Source organism: Micromonospora sp. S4605 (genome assembly GCF_003176715.1).
Lineage (GTDB): Bacteria > Actinomycetota > Actinomycetes > Mycobacteriales > Micromonosporaceae > Micromonospora > Micromonospora echinaurantiaca.
Window position 1 is genome coordinate 1 of sequence record NZ_QGSW01000252.1, and the last position, 19,187, is coordinate 19,187.

General features: G+C 74.2%; 13 protein-coding genes. 8 read left to right on the forward strand and 5 right to left on the reverse strand.

Features of this window, described 5'->3' with window-relative positions:
- Positions 1-127 precede the first annotated feature (127 nt).
- Positions 128-616 carry a nitroreductase/quinone reductase family protein gene (locus DLJ47_RS22545; protein ID WP_109902506.1) on the reverse strand — a complete coding sequence of 163 codons (489 nt, stop codon included), beginning with the start codon at positions 614-616 and terminating at the stop codon, positions 128-130.
- Positions 617-935: 319 nt separating this feature from the next.
- Here DLJ47_RS22545 and DLJ47_RS22550 point away from each other — a divergent pair, with 319 nt between their 5' ends.
- The 4 genes from DLJ47_RS22550 to DLJ47_RS22565 all read left to right on the forward strand — a co-directional run bounded on the left by DLJ47_RS22550 (position 936) and on the right by DLJ47_RS22565 (position 8,198).
- Complete coding sequence (locus DLJ47_RS22550; RefSeq protein ID WP_109902468.1) at positions 936-3,725, forward strand: DEAD/DEAH box helicase; 2,790 nt, start codon at positions 936-938, stop codon at positions 3,723-3,725.
- Positions 3,726-3,734: 9 nt separating this feature from the next.
- A complete protein-coding gene (locus tag DLJ47_RS22555; RefSeq protein ID WP_109902470.1) occupies positions 3,735-5,027 on the forward strand; it encodes an SWIM zinc finger family protein in 1,293 nt (430 codons plus the stop codon).
- A gap of 78 nt (positions 5,028-5,105) precedes the next feature.
- Positions 5,106-7,844, forward strand: a complete 2,739-nt coding sequence (locus DLJ47_RS22560) for an AAA family ATPase (protein WP_109902472.1) — start codon at positions 5,106-5,108, stop codon at positions 7,842-7,844.
- A gap of 12 nt (positions 7,845-7,856) precedes the next feature.
- Entirely contained in the window at positions 7,857-8,198 is a 342-nt protein-coding gene (locus tag DLJ47_RS22565) for an anti-sigma factor (protein WP_109902474.1), read from the forward strand.
- Here the strand turns inward: DLJ47_RS22565 and DLJ47_RS22570 are convergent.
- The 3 genes from DLJ47_RS22570 to DLJ47_RS22580 all read right to left on the reverse strand — a co-directional run bounded on the left by DLJ47_RS22570 (position 8,180) and on the right by DLJ47_RS22580 (position 9,838).
- Positions 8,180-8,545 (reverse strand): DUF1330 domain-containing protein, encoded by a 366-nt coding sequence (locus DLJ47_RS22570; RefSeq protein ID WP_109902476.1) that lies wholly within the window; start codon positions 8,543-8,545, stop codon positions 8,180-8,182. The two genes, DLJ47_RS22565 and DLJ47_RS22570, sit on opposite strands and share 19 nt — an antisense overlap.
- Before the next feature lie 65 nt (positions 8,546-8,610).
- Complete coding sequence (locus DLJ47_RS22575) at positions 8,611-8,979, reverse strand: nuclear transport factor 2 family protein (RefSeq protein WP_109902478.1); 369 nt, start codon at positions 8,977-8,979, stop codon at positions 8,611-8,613.
- Between the two features lie 190 nt (positions 8,980-9,169).
- A complete protein-coding gene (locus DLJ47_RS22580; RefSeq protein WP_109902480.1) occupies positions 9,170-9,838 on the reverse strand; it encodes a DUF4097 family beta strand repeat-containing protein in 669 nt (222 codons plus the stop codon).
- 227 nt (positions 9,839-10,065) lie between these two features.
- Here DLJ47_RS22580 and DLJ47_RS22585 point away from each other — a divergent pair, with 227 nt between their 5' ends.
- A complete protein-coding gene (locus DLJ47_RS22585) occupies positions 10,066-10,839 on the forward strand; it encodes a helix-turn-helix domain-containing protein (RefSeq protein ID WP_109902482.1) in 774 nt (257 codons plus the stop codon).
- A 175-nt stretch (positions 10,840-11,014) separates the two neighbouring features.
- Here the strand turns inward: DLJ47_RS22585 and DLJ47_RS22590 are convergent, their stop codons facing one another.
- Positions 11,015-14,623, reverse strand: coding sequence for a S8 family serine peptidase (locus DLJ47_RS22590; protein ID WP_158289870.1), 3,609 nt, complete (start codon positions 14,621-14,623; stop codon positions 11,015-11,017).
- A gap of 246 nt (positions 14,624-14,869) precedes the next feature.
- Between DLJ47_RS22590 and DLJ47_RS22595 the strand changes: the two genes are divergently transcribed.
- The 3 genes from DLJ47_RS22595 (at position 14,870) to DLJ47_RS35885 (ending at position 19,142) form a co-directional block, all read left to right on the forward strand.
- Entirely contained in the window at positions 14,870-15,838 is a 969-nt protein-coding gene (locus DLJ47_RS22595; RefSeq protein ID WP_109902486.1) for a TrmB family transcriptional regulator, read from the forward strand.
- A gap of 139 nt (positions 15,839-15,977) precedes the next feature.
- The gene (locus DLJ47_RS37660) at positions 15,978-18,929 is read left to right on the forward strand and encodes an ATP-binding protein (protein WP_158289871.1); all 2,952 of its coding nucleotides are present in this window, start codon (positions 15,978-15,980) and stop codon (positions 18,927-18,929) included.
- A gap of 66 nt (positions 18,930-18,995) precedes the next feature.
- A complete protein-coding gene (locus DLJ47_RS35885; RefSeq protein WP_158289872.1) occupies positions 18,996-19,142 on the forward strand; it encodes a hypothetical protein in 147 nt (48 codons plus the stop codon).
- Positions 19,143-19,187 lie beyond the last annotated feature (45 nt).

Consider the following 19,187-nt stretch of genomic DNA (forward strand, 5'->3'; position numbering starts at 1 on the left):
TGTATCCGGCAGCCACCGCTGCGTCATGGTCAGTCCACACAGCCGTCCATGATCGACGGTGGCTGCCCTCATACCCCCACCGCACCAAACCGCAGCTCAGCCGAGGTCAACATCCCCGGCTGGAGTACTAACCGGCAGGGTGCTCGGCGCCGGGCCGCGGCTCCAGGACCACCACGGCGGTCTCCGACGACCGCAGCGCCGCGTGCGCGTCGAGGTTCGTCTCGATGTCGCGCCAGCGGGCCCACAGTCGCGACCGCTCGTCGCCTGTTGCGGCGCGCCCACGGACCAGCCGGTGCCCGTCCACCAGGTTGACGGTCGCATCCGGATGCGCCTGCAGGTTGAGCCACCAGGCGGGCTCACCCTCACCCCAGCCGTTCATCGCCAGCGAGTACAGATTCGGCCCATCCTCCAGGTACGCGATGATGACACTGCGCCGCTGGCCGGTGCGGCGCCCGGTGGTGGTCAGTCGCAGGGTGCCCCAACGGTTGGCGCGGGGCCGCCAGAGCCCGACCCGGCTGCCGGAGACCCGGTACAGGCCCCGGTGCACCGACCAGGCCAGCCGGATGAACCAGCGCGGCGGGAGCTTCGGCTTCTCCGCCCGACTCTCGTCCGACATGATCACCTCCCAGGCTCACCAGTGATGCTACGAACAGGACGGCGCCCGCAGCATCGGGTGAACCGCCAGCGCTGAGCGGCCCCGACGGCGCGGCGAGCAGGTGCTGTTCCCGGCGGCGGCCGGCGTGAGGCTCCGACTGTCGACGAGCGGAGCCGGCCGGGGTTCTCGACCTCGCCGGCCGAACTTCTTCCGCTCCGGTTGGCACCCCGGGGTGAAGGCGCATCGGCGACGGCTAGCCGTATGTTGTACGGTACGCCGTACGGCAATGGTGGAGAGTGGTCGGGTGGGCCTTGGCGGCCGACCCACGTCGGGAGGTGCGGTGCGACCCGGACGGCTCGCGATCGTCTTCAAGCCGGCGGACCCGCCCCGGACCGGCGCGGTCAGCTTCTACGAGCCGGCCGGCGCAGGGTTGGCGGCGGAGTTCGACCGGCTGGGGGAGAGCGGCGAGGTGCCCCTCGCCCTGCCCGGGTCGGGTCGCGTCGTGACCCGGACGGTTCCGGTGCGTACCGTTCCGGTCGGTGACGCGGTCCGGCAGCTCGTCGCGCTTCGGGACGCGGAGGAACTGACGCCGGCCGCCGCTTTCTGGTCGGCGGTGGCGGTGACCGGGCTGCACCTCGCCGCCCGCGGGCGGCTGCTACCCGGGGTCTCTCCGGCCGGCTACGACGCCTGGCGGGCGGGCCCGTTCGACGTGGCGGACGTCGAGCGCATCCGGGCCCTGGCGGCGGCGATGCCAACCGAGGCCCGTGCGGTGCCGCTCGATCCCGCCGCGGAGCTGCCCATGCTGCCCGACCCGGAGGGGCTGGTCCGGGCGTTCCTCGACGCCGTCGCCGACACCCTGCCGCGCACCCCGGCGGCGCCCTGGCTGACCGGCGACCCGCGTTTCACCGGTGGAGACCCCGTGCCGAGCAGCGACCTGCGGGACTGGGCGCGGGAGGTCTCCGAGGGCGTGGACGCCGGCCTACGGGTGGCGCTGCGGCTGGAGCTCCGGGAGTACCGCGACACCCCCGCACTCACGGCCGTGGTGCGGATGCGCAGCCTTGCCGACCCCACCCTGGTCAGCGACGCCGCAGCACTGTGGGAGGGCGACGAGCACGGCCTCGGCGAGCGGGCCACCTTCGAGGCGATGCTCGCCGTCCGGCGGGCCGCCGCGGTGTGGCCGCCGCTGGGACGGCTGCTCGACGACGCCGCGCCGGTCGCGCTGGACCTGTTCGACGAGGACCTCGTCGACCTGCTGGGCGGCGCCGAGGCGCGGCTCGCCGCCGCCGGCATCGACATCCAGTGGCCGCCGCAGCTCTCCCGCGACCTGCACGCTCGGGTGCTCGTCAGCACCCCGCCCGAGCCGCCCGCCGAGGCGGCGACGCACCTGCGCGGCGCCCCGCCGATGCCGCTCAGCTGGCAGCTCACCCTGGCCGGTGCGCTGCTCACCGAGGCGGAGCTGGACCTGGTCGCCAGGTCCGGGCCGATCGTCCGGCTGCGGGACCGGTGGGTCGCGGTCGGGCCGGAGCTGACCCGCAAGGCCCGCGACCGGCAGCTGCCGCCGCTGGCGGCGTACGACGCGCTGGCCGCGACCCTGATCGGCAGCACAGTGGTCGAGGACGAGCGGGTCGAGGTGGTGGCCGACGGCTGGCTGGGCGCGCTGTGCGAGCGGATCGCCGAGCCCGCCGGCGGGCCCGAGCCGCTGGAACCGCCGGCCGGCCTGCACGGCAGCCTGCGCGAGTACCAGCTGCGCGGGCTGCGGTGGCTGGAGCGGATGACCTCGCTCGGCTTCGGCGGCTGCCTCGCCGACGACATGGGCCTCGGCAAGACCGTCACGGTCATCGCGCTGCACCTGCGTCGCCAGGCCGACCCGGCGACCGCCGGGCCGACGCTCGTGGTCTGCCCCGCCTCGGTGCTCGGCAACTGGGAACGCGAGATCCACCGGTTCGCCCCGGGCGTGCCGGTCCACCGCTTCCACGGCATCGCGCGCTCGCTGGACCCGGCCGCCGGCGGATTCGTGCTCACCAGCTACGGCACCGCGCGGCTCGACGCCCACGTGCTCGCCAGGCCGCCGTGGGGCCTGGTGGTCGCCGACGAGGCGCAGTACGTGAAGAACCGGCTGAGCGACACCGCGAAGGCGCTCCGGCGGATCCCCACCCGCGCGCGGCTCGCGCTCACCGGCACTCCCGTGGAGAACAACCTCGCCGAGCTGTGGGCCATTCTCGACTGGACCACCCCCGGCCTGCTCGGCGACATCGCCGCCTTCCGCGCCCGGTGGGCCCGCCCGATCGAGGTGGACCGGGACGCCGCGACCGTGGACCGGCTGTTCCGGCTGGTGCGCCCGTTCCTCCTGCGGCGGCGCAAGGCCGACCCCGGCGTCGCCCCCGAACTGCCGCCGAAGACGGTCACCGACCACCTGGTCGCACTCACCGGCGAGCAGGCCACCCTGTACCAGGCGGTGGTCGCCGACGTCATGTCCGAGATCCGGGCCAGCAGCACGGCCATCGCCCGCCGCGGCCTGGTGCTCAAGCTGCTGGTCGGCCTGAAGCAGGTGTGCAACCACCCCGCGCACTACCTGAAGGAGCCGCACGGCACGCTCACCGGCCGGTCGGAGAAGCTGCAACTCCTCGACGACCTGCTGGAGACGATCCTCGCCGAGGACGGTGGCGCGCTGGTCTTCACCCAGTACGTCCAGATGGGCCGGCTGCTGCACCGGCACCTCACCGCGCGGGGCGTACCGGCGCAACTGCTGCACGGCGGCACACCGGTGCCGCAGCGGGAGGAGATGGTGCGCCGGTTCCAGGCCGGCGAGGTGCCGGTTTTCCTGCTCTCGCTCAAGGCGGCGGGCAGCGGCTTGAACCTGACCCGCGCCGATCACGTGATCCACTACGACCGGTGGTGGAACCCGGCGGTGGAGGAGCAGGCCACCGACCGTGCGTACCGGATCGGGCAGACCAAGCCGGTGCAGGTGCACCGGCTGATCGCCCAGGGCACCCTGGAGGAACGCATCGCCGCGCTGCTGGAAGCCAAGCGAGGGCTGGCCGACGCGGTGCTGAGCGGCGGCGAGAGCGCCCTGACCGAACTCTCCGACGCCGAGCTGCTCAGGCTCGTACAGCTGCGCGACGAGCGATAGGAGCGGGACGTGGACCTCGACTTCGAGTACGACGACGAGCTGGACGACGACGCCGACGCGACCGAGGACGACCGGCGGGCCCGCACCTTCGCGGCGTTCGGGCCGGGCCGGCGGATCGGCAAGAAGTTCGCCGACACCTGGTGGGGCAACGCCTGGATCGAGGCGATGGAGCGCAGCGCGCTCGACCCCGAGCAACTCCGGAAGGGCCGCCGGTACGCCTTCGCCGGACAGGTGGGACCGATCACGGTGAGCCCCGGCCGGATCTCCGCCCCGGTCCACGACGGCGACCAGTACACGCCGCACCGCACGGTGGTGCGGATCGGCACCCTCACCGACGGCGAATGGGACCGCCTGCTGGACAGGGTCGCCACGAAGGCGGGGCACATCGCCGCGCTGCTCGACCGGGAGATGCCGCACGACCTGATCGACACCGCCGACGACGCCGGAATCCGGCTGCTGCCCAGCTACGGCGACCTGGAACCGCTCTGCGACTGCCCGTCCTGGGACCACCCCTGCCGGCATGCCGCCGCGCTGTCCTACCAGGCGTCCTGGCTGCTCGACCGCGACCCCTTCGTACTGTTGCTGATGCGCGGCCGGGCCGAGCCGGAGCTGATCGAGGAGCTGCGCCGGCGCAACGCCCGCCGTCCGGTCGACGCCGTGGCCGAGGGCGAGCTCGCGGGCACGCCGGCCGACGAGGCGTACGCGGCGGTGCCGGCACCGCTGCCGGAACCGCCCGGGCCGGTGCACGGCGAGCCGATGGCGCTCGCCCCGCTGCTCGCCGCGCACCACGCGGTCGGCGTCGATGCGGAGGCGCTGGGGATGCTGGCCGTCGATGCCGCACTGCGGGCCCGGGACCTGTTGACCGCGCCCCGTGCGCAGGAACTGCCCGCTGAGCCGGACCCCTGGCCGGACGCGGTGCGCCTGGCGAGCCGCGGGCCCCGGTCGCCGGCGGCGAAGCGGCTCGCCGAGGCCAGTGGCCGGGCGGCCGAGCTGCCCCGCGCGATCGTGGCCTGGGAGTACGCCGGCGCCGGCGGTCTGGACGCGCTGGAGGTGGTGTTCAGCCCGCCCAAGGAGGTGGCGACCCGGGCCACGGACGCGCTGCGCGCGGCGGGGGAGGGCGACAGCGCCGCACCCGAGGTGAAGACCTGGCGTAACCGCTGGACCGTGGGGCGTGACGGGCAGCTGCGCTACGGCCGCGACGGTCGCTGGTATCCGTTCCGGCGGCGTTCCGCCGTCTGGTGGCCGGCTGGTCCCCCCAGCGCCGACCCGGTCGACGCCCTGCTGGAGCTGCGCCCGGACTGACGACGACCGGCCGGCCGGAGGCGCTGTCCCGGCTCGCCCTCGTCCCGAGCCGGCAAGCGGCGATGCCAGGATGGGATCATGGGCGCGGGGGAGCTGCACGGGAGAAAGCCCGAACAGGACACGATCGCCGACCTGCTGGCGGGGGCCCGGGCGGGCACCAGCTCGTCGCTGGTGCTGCGCGGTGAGCCCGGCATCGGCAAGACCGCCCTGCTCGACCACGCCGCCGCGGCGGCCGGGGCCATGCGGCTGCTGCGCGGTACGGGGGTCGAGTTCGAGGCCGAGCTGCCGTACTCGGGGCTGCAGTTGCTGCTGCGCCCGACGCTCGGATCCCTCGCCGCGCTGCCCGGACCGCAGCGCGCGGCGCTGGAAGCGGCGTTCGGGCTCGGGCCCACGGCCGGCTCCGACCCGATGCTGGTCGGCCTGGCGGTGCTCTCCCTGCTGACGGAGTACGCGGACGACACCGGGCTGCTGTGTCTCGTCGACGACGCGCAGTGGCTCGACCGGGCCTCCCGGGAGGCTCTGCTGTTCGCCGCCCGACGCCTGCACGCCGAGGGCGTGGTCATGATCTTCGCCGCCCGCGACGGCGAGGGATCCTTCCCCGCTCCCGGCCTTGCGGAGTGGCGCCTGTCCGGGCTGGCCCCGGAGGCGGCCGCGGCCCTGCTCGACCGGCACCCGCTCACGCCCGCCGTGCGCTACCGCCTGCTCGCCGAGGCGCGCGGCAACCCGCTGGCCCTGCTGGAGCTGCCGCTCGCCCTGGCCGCCGAAGGCGCCAGCGCGTTCTCGCCCGGAGCGCTACCGCTCACCGGCCGCCTGCGACTGGCCTTCCACGGCCAGGTCAGCCGCCTGCCCGAGGCCTGTCAGAGCCTGCTCCTGGTGGCGGCGGCCGACGAGACCGGCGAGCTGGCGGTGATCCTGCGGGCCGCCGCCGCGCTGGGAGCGACCATCGAACACCTGGCCCCCGCCGAACGGGCCGGCCTGGTGCTCCACGGCGACGCCGACGGCACCACGATCCGCTTCCGCCATCCGCTGATCCGCGCCGCCGTGTACCAACGGGCGCCGCTCGCGCAACGCCTCGCCGTCCACCGCGCGCTCGCCGCCGCCCTCGGCTCGCCCGAACACGCCGACCGGCGGGCCTGGCACCTGGCGGCCGCCGCCACCGGCGCCGACGAGGAGGTTGCCGCCGCGCTGGAACGCACCGCAGCCCGGGCCCGCGACCGCAGCGGCCACGAGGCGGCTGCCGCGGCGTACGAACGGGCGGCCCGGCTGAGCGTCGAGCCGGCCGCCCGGGCTTACCGGGAGGCCCTGGCGGCGGAGGCGGCGTTGGAGGCGGGAGACCTGGAGCGGGCCAGGGCCCTCGGGGTACGCGCGGCCCGGCGGCTCGATGAGGCCCCGGGGGTGCGGGCGCGAATCGCCCAGGTGCAGGCGGTCGCGGACTTCTGGCAGGGCTCCTACTCCACCGCCCACCGGCTGCTGCTCGACGGCGCCGGGCTCATCCGCGACACCGACCCGGGCCAGGCCGCCCGGTTGTTGATCCAGGCCGTGCACACCTCCTGGTATCTGGGGGAACGGCAGCTCGCGGAGACCCTCGACCGGCTGGCCGCGTTGCCGCTGGACGACGCGGACCCCCTCGCGCCGGTCGGGCGCTACCTCGTCCACCTCGACCCGGGCCGCTCCGAGCGGCCGCCGCCGCTGGGCGACACCCTCGCGGCGGTGCGGCGACGCGGCCCGGCCCCCGACCAGGTGCTGCTGATCCTCTGCGGAGCGGCGCTGGCGCTGGGCCAGGACTCCGCCGCGTACGAACTGGCGACCGCGCTCGCCGCCGAGCACCGCGCTCGCGGCGGTGCCGGGCGGCTGCCGACGGTGCTGTTCTTCGCCGCCGAGGGCGAGGTGTTCGCCGGACGGCACCGGGACGCGCTCGCCACCGCGACCGAGGCGCTGGGGCTCGCCCGCGACACCGGCCAGCAGCAGTGGGTCAGCCAGTTCAGCAGCGTGCTCGCCTACCTCGACGCGGCCACCGGGGAGGAGGCGGCCTGCCGGCGCAACGCCGAGGAGGCACTGGCGGGGGCCACCGCGGCGGCCATCTCCGCCGGGGCGCCGTGGGCGTACTGGTCGCTCGGGCTGCTGGAGCTCGGCCTCGGCCGCGCCGAGGCGGCGCTCGCCCGGTTCGAGCGCCTGAACCGGGAGCCGATGCGGCATCACATCTGCGCCACCCGGTCCATTCCCGACCTGGTGGAGTCGGCCGTCCGGGTGGGCGAACCGGAGCGTGCCGCCGAACCGCTGGCACGCTTCGCGCGATGGGCCGGGTCGGTCCGGCAACCGTGGGCCGACGCGCTCGTGCTGCGCTGCCGTGGGCTGCTCGCCGTAGACGACCAGGCCGAGGCGTTCTACGCGGCGGCCCTCGACCGGCACGACCGGGACGGCCGCCCACTGGAGTACGCCCGGACCGCGCTGCTGTACGGGGAGTGGCTGCGTCGGGCCCGGCGCAAGGCCGAGGCGCGCGGGCCGTTGCAGGCCGCCGTGGAGGTCTTCGACCGGCTCGGCATGCGGCCGTGGGCCGCCCGTACCCGTGCCGAGCTGACCGCGACCGGCGTCCAGGACCAGGGCCCCACACCCGGCGACGGCGTGGCGGCCGGGCTGACCCCGCAGGAACTGCAGATCGCCCGGCTCGCCGCGCAGGGCCTGTCCAACCGCGACATCGCCGCGCAGTTGTTCCTCAGCCACCGGACCGTCGGCTACCACCTCTACAAGGCCTACCCCAAGCTCGGCGTCACCTCCCGCGGCGAACTCAAGGATTTCGCCGGGCAGCTCGGGCTGTGAGATCTTGTCCGGATGACCACCGCGGAACAGGTGCTGGCTGGGCAGATGATGGCCGTGGACGTCGACGAGGTCCCGCCGGTCGAGCTGGGTCCCGGCGTCCAGGTACGGGCGCTCCCGGGCCCGCCGGGGATCAGGACGTGGGTGATCGACCTCGCCCCGGGCGCCGAGTGGCCCGACCTCGACGTGCACGAGACCTACGGCGAGGCGTACTTCGTCGTGCGCGGCGAGGTCATCGAGGGCGACCGCACCCACGGCCCGGGCTCCTACGTCGCCTTCGGACCGAAGACGAGCCACCGGCCCCGTACGCGGACCGGTGCGCGCGCCTTCGGCTTCAACTACGACGTCCCCGGCTGACCTGCTCCGGAGCCGTTCCGCAGCTCGGCGGCCATCGCGGCCGAGTCGTGGTCGGGCCCGACGCCCTCGACGATGATCACCTCGCCCTCCAGGTGGTCCGTCCGCAGCGGCAGGATCTCCTGGTAGGCCGCCGACTCGTACCAGTTCCGCGCGTTCTCCGCCGACGGGAACTGGAGCATCACGACGCTGCCGGGCCAGTTGCCCTCGCGAACGTCGACCGGTCCGCCGTGCACGACGAAGCGACCGGAGAACGGGTCCATCGTCGCCTGGATCCGCTCCATGTACTCCAGTACCTGCGGGTGGAGTTCCTCCGGGTCACGAAGATGCGCGATCACGTAGGCGGTCATGGTTCCTCCCTCTGTTGCGTCCACGACCGGGGGCGGACCGGCCTGGCGGTCCACCCCCGAGGTGTTCAGATCCCGGCCGGCACCTTGTCGAGGAAGCCCAGCACCTGGCGGATCCGCCCGTCGTCACCGATCACCGCGACGTCGAAGCCGACGACGACCGGCTCGGCACCCTCGGGGCCCAGGTGCCAGGTGAACCGCGCGATGTCGTGGTGGGTGTCCACGGCGCCGCCGAGGCTGAAGACCAGCCCGCCGAACTGCCCCTGGACGGCCGCGATGGTCGCGTCGAGCCCGTCCCTGCCCCGCACCGACACCAGCGGGTCGGTGTAGACCGCGTCGTCGGCGAAGACCTCCTGGAGAACGGCCTGTCGCGCGGCGGCGTCGGTCTCGTTCCAAGCGGCGAGGTAGCGCTGGACCAGCTCCGTGATGTCGCTCATGTCGTCTCCTCAGTGGTCGTGCTTCCTGGTGACCACCACGCTATGACCCCCGAACCGACGGCGAATCTGACGCGCTTAGGTACTTTCGCGCGCGCCTTCGGTACGCGGCGACTGGCGCCGTGTTCACCTCGTCGAGCCGTGTCGGTCGGACTGTTCCGGGACGCTCCGACTGGTTGGATGCTCCTGCTCCTCAGCGGCTGCGGGCGATGATGTCGCCGTAGGCGGTGGTCGCGCGGATGTCGAGTTCGGCGCCGGCGCCTTCGGCGTTCATGAGCGCGTTGGTGATCCGGCCGTAGCCGGTGCCGGCGTCCAGGGAGGCGGAAACCCCGTGGGCGGCCTGGACCGACACGTCGCCGGCCTGGGTGCGCAGCACGAGCCTGCCGCGCACGGCCTCGGCGATCCGGATGTCGCCCTTTCCGGTGCTGATCTCGGCGGGGCCGTTGAGGCGGCCAACCTCGACGTCACCGCCGGCGGTGGCGAGCCGGACGCTCGCTGCCTCGTCGACCTTGACCGCACCGTGTGCGCCGTCGAAGGTGACGTCGCCGACGCGGCCGACGCCCCGGAACTCGGCGCTGGCCGCCTTCGCCGTGACCCGCGAGCCGGCGGGCAGCTGGACCGTCACCTCGATGGATCCGGAGCTACCGAGGAGCTGGTTCTTCGCCGAGGCCTCGATCCGCAGGACGCCGTCGCCGTACTCGACCGTGGTGCGTTCCGCCACCTTCACGTCGCGGCTCTTCGCGGGGTCCGCGGGCCGGACCTCCACGCTGGTGTCGGTCCGGTCGGCGGCGATGACCTGGATGCGCCCCGCGGGGATGTCGAAGACGGCGGAGATGGGGTTGGGGGTGTCGAAGGTCTGCATGATGTTCTCCTTGCCTGCTCGGCCTTTCCGATGCTGGAAACGCTACGTTGCATTCAACAACCGAGCAACACGTTCGTTGCGAGCTATCCGCGTTATCCCAGGTAAACGGCCGATAATCGTTGCAACGGCTCTGCTTCTAACGCAACGAACATCGACCGGTTCGTTGCAATGAATGGCCAGTGAACGCTAAGCTGGCGGCGTCACGCAGGCGGCAGAGGGAGATCGCGATGCCGGGGGGCAGGCTCACCCAGCAGGAACGCCAGCAGATCGCGCTGGGGTTGGCCGACGGGCTCGCCTACGCGGAGATCGCCCGACGTCTCGACCGCCCCACCTCGACGATCACCCGTGAGGTGATCCGCAACGGCGGCCCCACCGCCTACCGGGCCGACCTGGCCCACCGCGCCACCGAACGCCGCACCCGCCGGCGCCGGCAGACCGCCCCGCGCGCGCAGCCGGTGCCCACGCAGGCCCACGGACGCGACGCCGAGGCGGTGCGCGAGTACGAGGAGACGTTCACCACCCTCCTCATGCAGCAGGGCCTGCCCAAGATGATGTCCCGGGTGCTGACCTGCCTGTTCACCGCCGACGCGGGCAGCCTCACCGCCTCCGAACTCGTCGGGCACCTCCAGGTCAGTCCGGCGTCCATCTCCAAGGCCACCACGTTCCTCGAAAGCCAGGGCCTCATCCGCCGGGAACGCGACGAACGCCGCCGCGAGCGCTACGTCGTCGACAACGACGTCTGGTACCAGTCCATGATCGCCAGCGCCCGATCCCACGCCCAACTCGCCGAGACCGCACGGCAGGGCGTCCGCGTCCTCGGCTCCCACACCCCGGCCGCCATCCGCCTGGAGAACATCGCCCGCTTCGTCGACTTCGTCGGCGAGAGCATCATCCGCGCCGCCGAACAGGCCCGCGAGATCCTCTACACGAAGACCGACGCGACCTCGGGCGGCACCCCCACCACCCCGGTCCCGGACCGCACCTCCGATCCTGAACCCTGACTGAACGGTGCGTTGCCGAGAACGTCGTCGATCCGAGGCGTGGGCGGTGCCGGGCGACGAGGGTGGGGTCGCCCGGCACCGCCGGTCGTGGACAGCGACCGGAGCAGCGCTGTCCACGGTGCCGGTCGAGCCCGCACCGCCGCGGTGACGCGGCCGACCCGTCCGACGGGTGAGGTCAGGGCAGCACCTTCCAGGCCCGGGTGATGGTCTGGTCGATGCGGTTGCCGGCGCGGTCGGTGGCGGTGACCCGGACCGTGGCGAACCGCGCGTCCGCCGGTGCGGCCGGCATGGTCGCCGTGACCGTGCCGGTGCCTCGGGCGGGCACCTTCCGCCAGTGGGCGCCGTCGTCGTAGGACACCCACACGGTGACCTCGAACCGTCCCGGTCCGGTCGCGCCCGGCTGGTAACCCGGCTTGAGCGACAGCCGGTACGGCCGATCGGCGCGGACCGCGTTGGACAGGTCGGTCCGCAGGTCGTAGCGGAGCTGCGGCAGCGCCAGCACCTGCGACTCATCGCCCTTGGGCCGCCCGGAGCGGAACGTCCAGGTGGTGGAGGTCGCGGTCGAGGTGGTCCACCAGACCCGCTCCGGGAACCGATCCCGGGCGACGTCCAGGGTCAGCTGGTAGGTCCGGTTGCCCGGGCCGACCGTGAACTGCTGCGACGATCCGGTGGTGGTGCCGACGACCTGGTCACCGCGGCGCAACGTCAACCGGGCCCGGTCGGAGCCGCCGTCGATCCAGCCGTACGCCGCCGCGTCACCGTCGGCGTACTGCGGCACGGCCACCCGGATCGTGTCGTGCCACCGGTTGACCGGCGTCCCGTACGGATAGTTCGGCGCACCCGCCGGCATGGCGGGCCGGGTCAGGGCCGGGAACCACACCTCACGCGTCCGCTCGCCGGGCCGGTACGCCCGCAGCGGGCCGTACATGGTGCCCTGGGTGCCCTGCCGGTTCTCGCCCTCGGCGGTGGCCTGGGCGCGCCAGAGCACCCCGCCGGTGTTGACGTGGTCGGTACGCCGCTGGCCCGCGGTCACCGACCGGTTGAAGCTGAACGCGACGCTCACCCCGTCCGGGTAGCCGGCCCGCGAGTCCAGCGCCCGCATCTCCGGCGCGTGCTGGTGGAACTCGTTGTCCACGGTGGCCAGCGCCAGTTCCCGCGACGTGTAGTGCAGGTCGGCCGGAATCCGGTCGGGCTCGGCCAACAGCAGGTCGTAGTGGTAGGGGCTGGTCGCCACACCGGTCAGCTCGACGGTCACCTTGCCCGCCGCCAACCGCTCGCGCAGCCGCTGGCCGTCGGCGTACTCGACCTGGTAGGCCGGTACCGGTGAACCGTAGCCGCTCGCGTAGATCTTTCCGGGCTCGTCCCGGGCGAGGAGCACGACCACAGCGCCGGCCGCCGCCGCGGCCCGCAGCTGCTCCGCGACCGCCTCGTCGCCGACGTACCGCAGCAGCAGCGCCGCGCCGCGGGCGCCGGCCAGCCCGGCCGGCCCGCCGTCGCCGCCGTCGACCAGCGGCAGCGTGTGGGTGCCGTCGAGCAACGGCGCGTACTCCACCGGCAGCGGGCGGGCCAGCCGGAAGCCGCCGGCACCGGTCACCTCGGCGGTCAGCTCGGGGGCGCTGAGATCCCACCGGCTGAAGAACTGGAAGGTGCCGGTGGAGACCGGCTGGGTCGGCACCGCGTAGATCCGCTGGACGTTGGCCGGGTTGTACGCCCAGCCGGACAGGTTCGACCTGCTCCCGGCGGTACGTTGCCACGAGATGGCGCCGCGGCTGATCACGGTCGGGTCCGCGACGTCCATCCGGATCTCGTTGCCGGCCCGCGCGTCGAGGCGCACGGTACGGTCCGCGTCGACGAGCAGCTCCGGGTCGCCCGCCACGGTGACGTCCTTCTCGGTGCCACCGGCGTCCAGACTGTGCACGAGCGCCATCAGCGAGTACCGCCCGGCGGGCAGCTCCACCGTCGCCCGGCCGTCGGCGAAGAACCCGTAGTGCTGCACGCCGGTGTCCAGGTTCCACAGCTCCGCCCGGTCGGGGAAGCCGGTGGCCGGGCGACCGTCGCGGTTGGTCGCCTCGATGGTGAGGGTGCGCATCGGCGGGGTCACGCTGAGGCCGACCGGGGTCCGCAGCCGCAGTCCGGCGGCGGTCGCGGTGAGCACCCCGGCGTACTGGTTCGGCCTGGTGGCCGCGGTGTCCAGCCGTACGGTCGCCGTCGCCCGTCCGCCGGCGGCGATGGTCAGCCGGGCCGGCGTGACGGTCAGCGCGGCGGCCCGGCCGGTGGCACCGGCGTCGGTGGCGGCCACTGCCAGGTCGAGGGTGACCGGCTTCCGGCCGGTGTTGTGGTACACCACGTCGGCGCCGCGCGGGTCGGACCCGGCCGGCACCTGCCCGAGCACGACGTTGGCGGTGTCCACCTGAACGGTCTGGCCCAGCGCCGCCGCGACGTCCAGCCGGCCCACACCCTGCGCCCAGACCGGTGCCGTGCCGACCGGCTCGGCGGTGCCGACCAGCGCGGCCTTGAGTCGTTCGGGCCGCCAGTCGGGACGGGCCTGGGCGAGCAGCGCGGCCGCGCCGGCCACGTGCGGCCCCGCCATCGAGGTGCCGGACATCGCGGTGTAGGACCGGTCGACCGGCTGGCCGAGTGAGGTGCCCGCCGCCCGGGCCGCCACGATCCCGACACCGGGCGCGGTGATCTCGGGCTTGACCGCACCGTCGTCGAGGCGCGGGCCCCGGCTGGAGAAGTCCGCGAGCGCGTCCTGCTTGGACACCGCCCCCACGGTCAACGCGGCGGTGGCGATGCCCGGCGTGCCGACGGTCTGCGGCCCGGGGCCGGAGTTGCCGGCGCTGACCACGAAGAGCGTGTCCGAGTTGGCGGTCAACGCGTCGACCGCCTCGCTGACCGGGTCCGGGCCGCCGTACGACGGCGCGCCGAGGCTGAGGTTGACCACGCGGGCGCCCTGGCGTACCGCCCACTCCATGCCGGCGATGACCCAGGAGAGGTCGCCGTAACCGGAGTCGTCGAGGACCTTGCCGACCAGCAGCCGGGCGCCCGGGGCCACGCCCCGGCCGCCGGCGCGGCCGGCCTTTCCGCTGCCGGCGATGGTCGCGGCGATGTGCGTGCCGTGCCCGAACCGGTCGACCGCCGTACCGCCCTCGGTGGTGAAGTCCGCGGTCGCGGCCACCCGGCCGGCGAGGTCCGGGTGGGTGGGGTCGTAGCCGCTGTCGAGCACCGCCACGGTGACGCCCCGGCCGTCGTATCCGGCCTTCCACGCGGCCGGCGCGCCGATCTGGGGCACGCTGTCGACCAGGTCGGCGCGGACCCGACGGTCCAGCCACACCCGCCGTTCGCCCGCGGCGAGGGTACGCGGCCCGGTGGTCAGCGCCGCCCAGAGCGCCCGCGCCTGCGACTTGCGTCCGGTGACCGCGACCGCGCCGATGCTGGGCAGCACGCGGGTCCGGGTGGCGCCGGGCGGGGTGTCCGGCACCGCTGCGCGGGCGCCGGCGGTGGCGGGCGCCCCGGCCACGAGCAGCGGAAGGGTGGGGCTCGCCGCGTCGTGGTAACCGTCGGCGACGAGATCCGTGACGTTGAACAGCGCCTCGTCCAGCACGCCGGTGGAGACGTACGGAACCGCCTCGTCCGGCACCACGTAGACGTCACCGTCGCGGTGGGACAGTCGGAAGCCGTGCCGGTCGGGCCGGCCCCGGTCGTCGATGGTCGCCTCCTGCCGGCCGTCGGCGAACCGGGTGAGCCGGACGACATCACCGTTGATCAGCGTGACCGTGTACACCGAGCCGGGAGTCGCGGTTGGCGCAACTGCGTCAGCGGCCACGGCCGCCGCGGTCGATGGCGTGACGGCGACCACGGTGACCGCCGCCACCGCCGCGACGAGCACCCTCCGTAATGAGCTGAACACGAGGCCCCCTTCGACGTGCCGGCCCTACGGCAGGCAGCGTCACACCTCGTCAGCGGCACCGTAAAGGATCTAGAGTCAGCGCAGCTGTGACATGGCCCAGATGCGCCAGGGAGGACCATCGTGCTTGGACCGGCCGGGCTGAGCGCGGCCGAGGAGTCGGCCTACCTCGCGCTGGTCCGCCAGGGCGGTGCGACGCTGCCGCAGCTGACCGCCCGGACCGGACTCAGCCCCGCCCAGGTGCGCCGCGCGGTGCTCTCCCTGCAGCGCAAGGGCTTCGTGCACCACACCCCGGCCCCCGAGGAGCGGGTCGTCCCGGTCCCTCCGGAGCTGGCGGTGGAACAGCAGGTCCGCCGCCGCCAGGAGGAGCTGGAGGGAGTACGCGCGGCCGCTCACCGCCTCGCGCAGGAGGCGCGCAGCCGGGCCAGCAATCGGCGTACCGAGGAGCTGATCGAGATCGTGTCCGGCCGGGCGGCGGTCGCGCAGGCCTTCGACCGGTTGCAACGCACCGCCCGTGAACAGATGCGGGTGCTGGTCGCGCCGCCGTACGCGGTGCCGAAGGACGTGAACCGGCAGCAGCTCGAACGGCAGGCCGCCGGGATCACCTACCGGGCCGTGTACGACGTGGACGCCCTGACCGACCCCGCTTTCGTGGCGAGCGTCGTCGTCCACGTGCAGGAGGGCGAGCACGCGCGCCTGGCGCACGGCCTGCCGACCAAGCTCGCCGTCGCCGATCGGGAGCTGGCCCTGCTGCCGCTGGCCTGGACGCGCTCGGCGCACGACGCGGCGTTGCTGGTGCATCCGTGCGGCCTGCTCGACGCGTTGATCGCGCTCTTTGAGACCGTCTGGAACCAGGCCACGCCGCTGTCCGTGGCCGACTCCGCCGACCTGGCCGCCGCCACGGCGGTCTCCGCGGCCGACCGGCACCTGCTGTCCCTGCTCGTCGCCGGCCTGACCGACGAGGCGGTGAGCGCGCGGCTGGGGGTGAGCCGCCGCACAGTGGTCCGCCGGGTGCAGCACCTCATGGAGCTGACCAACTCGCGGTCGCGGATGCAGCTGGGCTGGCAGGCCCGCGACCGCGGCTGGCTCTGACGCATCTTCTCCCGCCCAGCCCGGTACGCGGCGACGGCCATCCCGCCCGGCGCGGGACGACGGTTGCTGCGGGCGACCACCTGAACGATGATCACTGGCAACTGTGGACGCGTGAACAGGCGAGCTGTAGGGGGCGGTGGTGGTCGGCGAGGTCGCTCCCCACTCCGGTGCGGCCGATCTGGACGTCGGTGGGGTGGCGGCGCCGCTGCTGATCGGCCGCGACGGGGACCTCGCCCGGCTGGGCCAGGTGCTCACCAACGCCTCGGCGCTGGTGCTGATCGAGGGCGAGGCCGGGGTCGGCAAGAGCCGCCTCCTGGACGAGTTCCTATCGTCTCCCGCCGGCACCGCCCATGCCGTCCTGACGGCGGTCTGCCCGCCGCTGCGCGAGCCGTACACCCTGGGACCGATCGTCGAGGCGCTGCTGGCCACCGACGTCGACACGGTGGCGAACCTGCGTCTCAGCGGCCTGGCCGGCGCCCTGCGACCGCTGTTCCCGGAGTGGGCCGAGCACCTGCCGCCGGCGCCCGAGCCGGCCGAGGACGCCAGTGCCGCGCGTCACCGGGTGCTCCGCGCGCTCGCCGAACTGCTCGACAAGCTGGGCGTGAACCTGCTCGTCGTCGACGACGCGCAGTGGTCCGACGACGCGACCCGGGAGTTCCTGCTGTTCCTGGCCGGCCGGCCCGGCCAGGGGCCCAGCCTGGTGATCGCCTACCGGCCGGAGGACCTAGTCGACGACCCCTGGCTGCTGCACCTGTCGGGACGCCTCCGGCCGCACCGTGCGCGGCTCCGACTCGTCCTCAACCCGCTCGGCCTGTCCGAGACCGCGGTGCTCGCCTCCTCGATGTTGGCCAACCAGCGGCTCTCCGACGAGTTCGCCCAGCACCTGCACGCGCACACCGACGGGGTGCCACTCGCGGTGGAGGAGTGCGTGCGACTGATGGCCCGGCGCGGCGATCTCGTCCGCCGTGACCAGGGCTGGAAGCGGCTGCCGCTGGACGAGATAGTGGTTCCGCCGACGGTGCGGGACACCGTGCTGGAGCACGCCAGCCGTCTCGACGGCGCCACCCGGTCGGTGCTGCGGGCCGCCGCGGTCGTCGCCGACCCGATCGCCGAGCATCTGCTGTCGCGGATCAGCGACCTGCCACCGGCCGAGTTCGCCGCCGGGCTGGCCGAAGCCGTCGCGCACCGCCTGCTGCACCACCGCGACCACGTCCGGGTGTCCTTCCGCCACGTGCTGGCCGGCCGGGCCATCTACGACGCCATCCCCGAGCGGGAGCGCCGTACGCTGCACGAGCGCGCCGGGCGGGTGCTCGAAACCGTGACCCCACGACCGCTGGCGCAGCTCGCGCGGCACTTCCGCCACGCCGGTGACGGCACGAGGTGGGGCAGGTACGCGGAACTCTCCGCGGACGTGGCGCTGGAGACCGGCGACGAGACGACCGCCGGCGCCCTGCTGCACGATGTGCTGACCAACGGCGACGTGCCGGCCGAGCAGATGTGCGTGCTGGTGGAGAAGGTGCCGTTCGGCTCCTTCACCGGTCCGGGCCGCCTGCGGGACCTCGCCGCCGCCGTACGCCGGGTGCTCGACCGGGGCACCCCGGATCCGAGCGTAGCGGCGAACCTCCGGTTCCAGCTCGCCCGGATCCTCAACGACATGGAGGAGTTCGACGAGGCGCACGCCGAGTTGGAACGGGCGCTGCCGCACCTCGATCGTGGGCGGGCCTCACCCGCCGTCGCCATGATGCTGCTCGGCTGGCCGCGCGGCCGCTCACCGGCGGCCCGGCACCTGACCTGGCTGGACCGGGCGGCGGAGTTCGCCCGGTCACTGGAGCCGTCGGACCGGCTACGGGTCGCGGCCGGCCGGGCGGCCGCCCTGCTGCAACTCGGTGACCAGCGTGGCTGGGCGGAGGCCGGGCAGATCCCGGCCGCGGCCCGCACCGTCCGGGACCGCCGCATCATCACCGTGGGATACCTCAACATCGGTGACGGGGCCATGCGCTGGGGGCGGTACCCGGAGGCGGGCCGGTGGCTCGCCACCGGGCGTCGACTCGCGGTCGCGTACGAGCAGGTCCGGATCACCGATCTCATCGACTCCACCCAGTTGCACCTCGACTGGTTCACCGGCGCCTGGGACGGCCTCGCGGAGCGGGCGGCGGCGTTGGCGGACACGGACGACCTCCACCCGGTCAGCCGGGTCGAGCCCATCATGATCAGTGGCCTGCTGCGCATGGCGGCCGGCGACCTGGTCCAGGCCGCCCGGGAGCTCGAGCGTGCCGTGGCCGGCGCCCGTGACGCCGGCGCCTGGGACACCGTCGCGGAGGCGGTGGCGACGTTGGTGCAGATCCGGCTGCGCGAGGGCCGGCCCGACGAGGCGTTGACGATCTCTCGTGACCCCTGCGAGGTCGTCGCGGAGAAAGGGGTCTGGCTCTGGGGCACCGACGTGGTGCCGGCCCGGGTCCGGGCGCTGCTCGCCGTCGGAGCGGTGACGCCGGCCCAGGATCTGGTGGACGCGTTCGCCCGCGGGCTGCGCAACGGGCAGTTGCCGGCACCGCAGGCCGCCGTGCTGGACTGCCGGGGCCTGCTCGCCGAGGCCACCGGCGACCACACCTCGGCGGCGGACCTGTTCGGGCAGGCCGCGGCGGCGTGGGCGGCGCTTCCCCGGCCGTACAGCGCGGCGCTCTCCCGGGAGCGGCAGGCCGCGTGCCTGATCCGGGCCGGTGCCGTCCCGGCCGGCCTCGACCTGCTCACCGAGGTGCTGAGCGGACTGTCGTCCCTGCCGGCGAGTCTCGACGTGGACCGGGTCGCCCGTACCCTGCGCGCGCACGGACGCCCGGTGCCGCGGGTGTGGCGCGGCGGCCGGAAGGGCTACGGGTCCGAGCTGTCCCCCCGTGAACTGGAGGTCGTCGCCCTCGCGGCCGAAGGGCGGACGAACCGGGAGATCGCCGACGCCCTGCACCGCTCACACCACACCGTGGCCAGCCAGATGAAGTCGGCGATGCGCAAGCTGGGGGTCTCCTCGCGCGCGGCACTCTCCGCCCGGGCGATCGCTACGGGACTGGTCTGCGAGCCCGGCCCGACCCCGGGGGACTGACCCCCGAGGTTGTTTCCCTCACCTGAGGGATCGCAGCACCGTCGCGCGGTTGACCACGATGCTGGCATGCCGCATCGAGAAGACCCTGACCAGGACGAGACGACGCCGTCGGAGGCCGCGCGCCCGGCCGACGCACCCGTCGAGTCCCGTCCCGGGGCCGGACCGGGCGACGAGACCGACGTCGAGGACGACGACCGATACCTGCCGCTGTGACCAGTGCCGGCCGGCGTCCTCTCCGTCCTCCCAGACGAGGAGCCC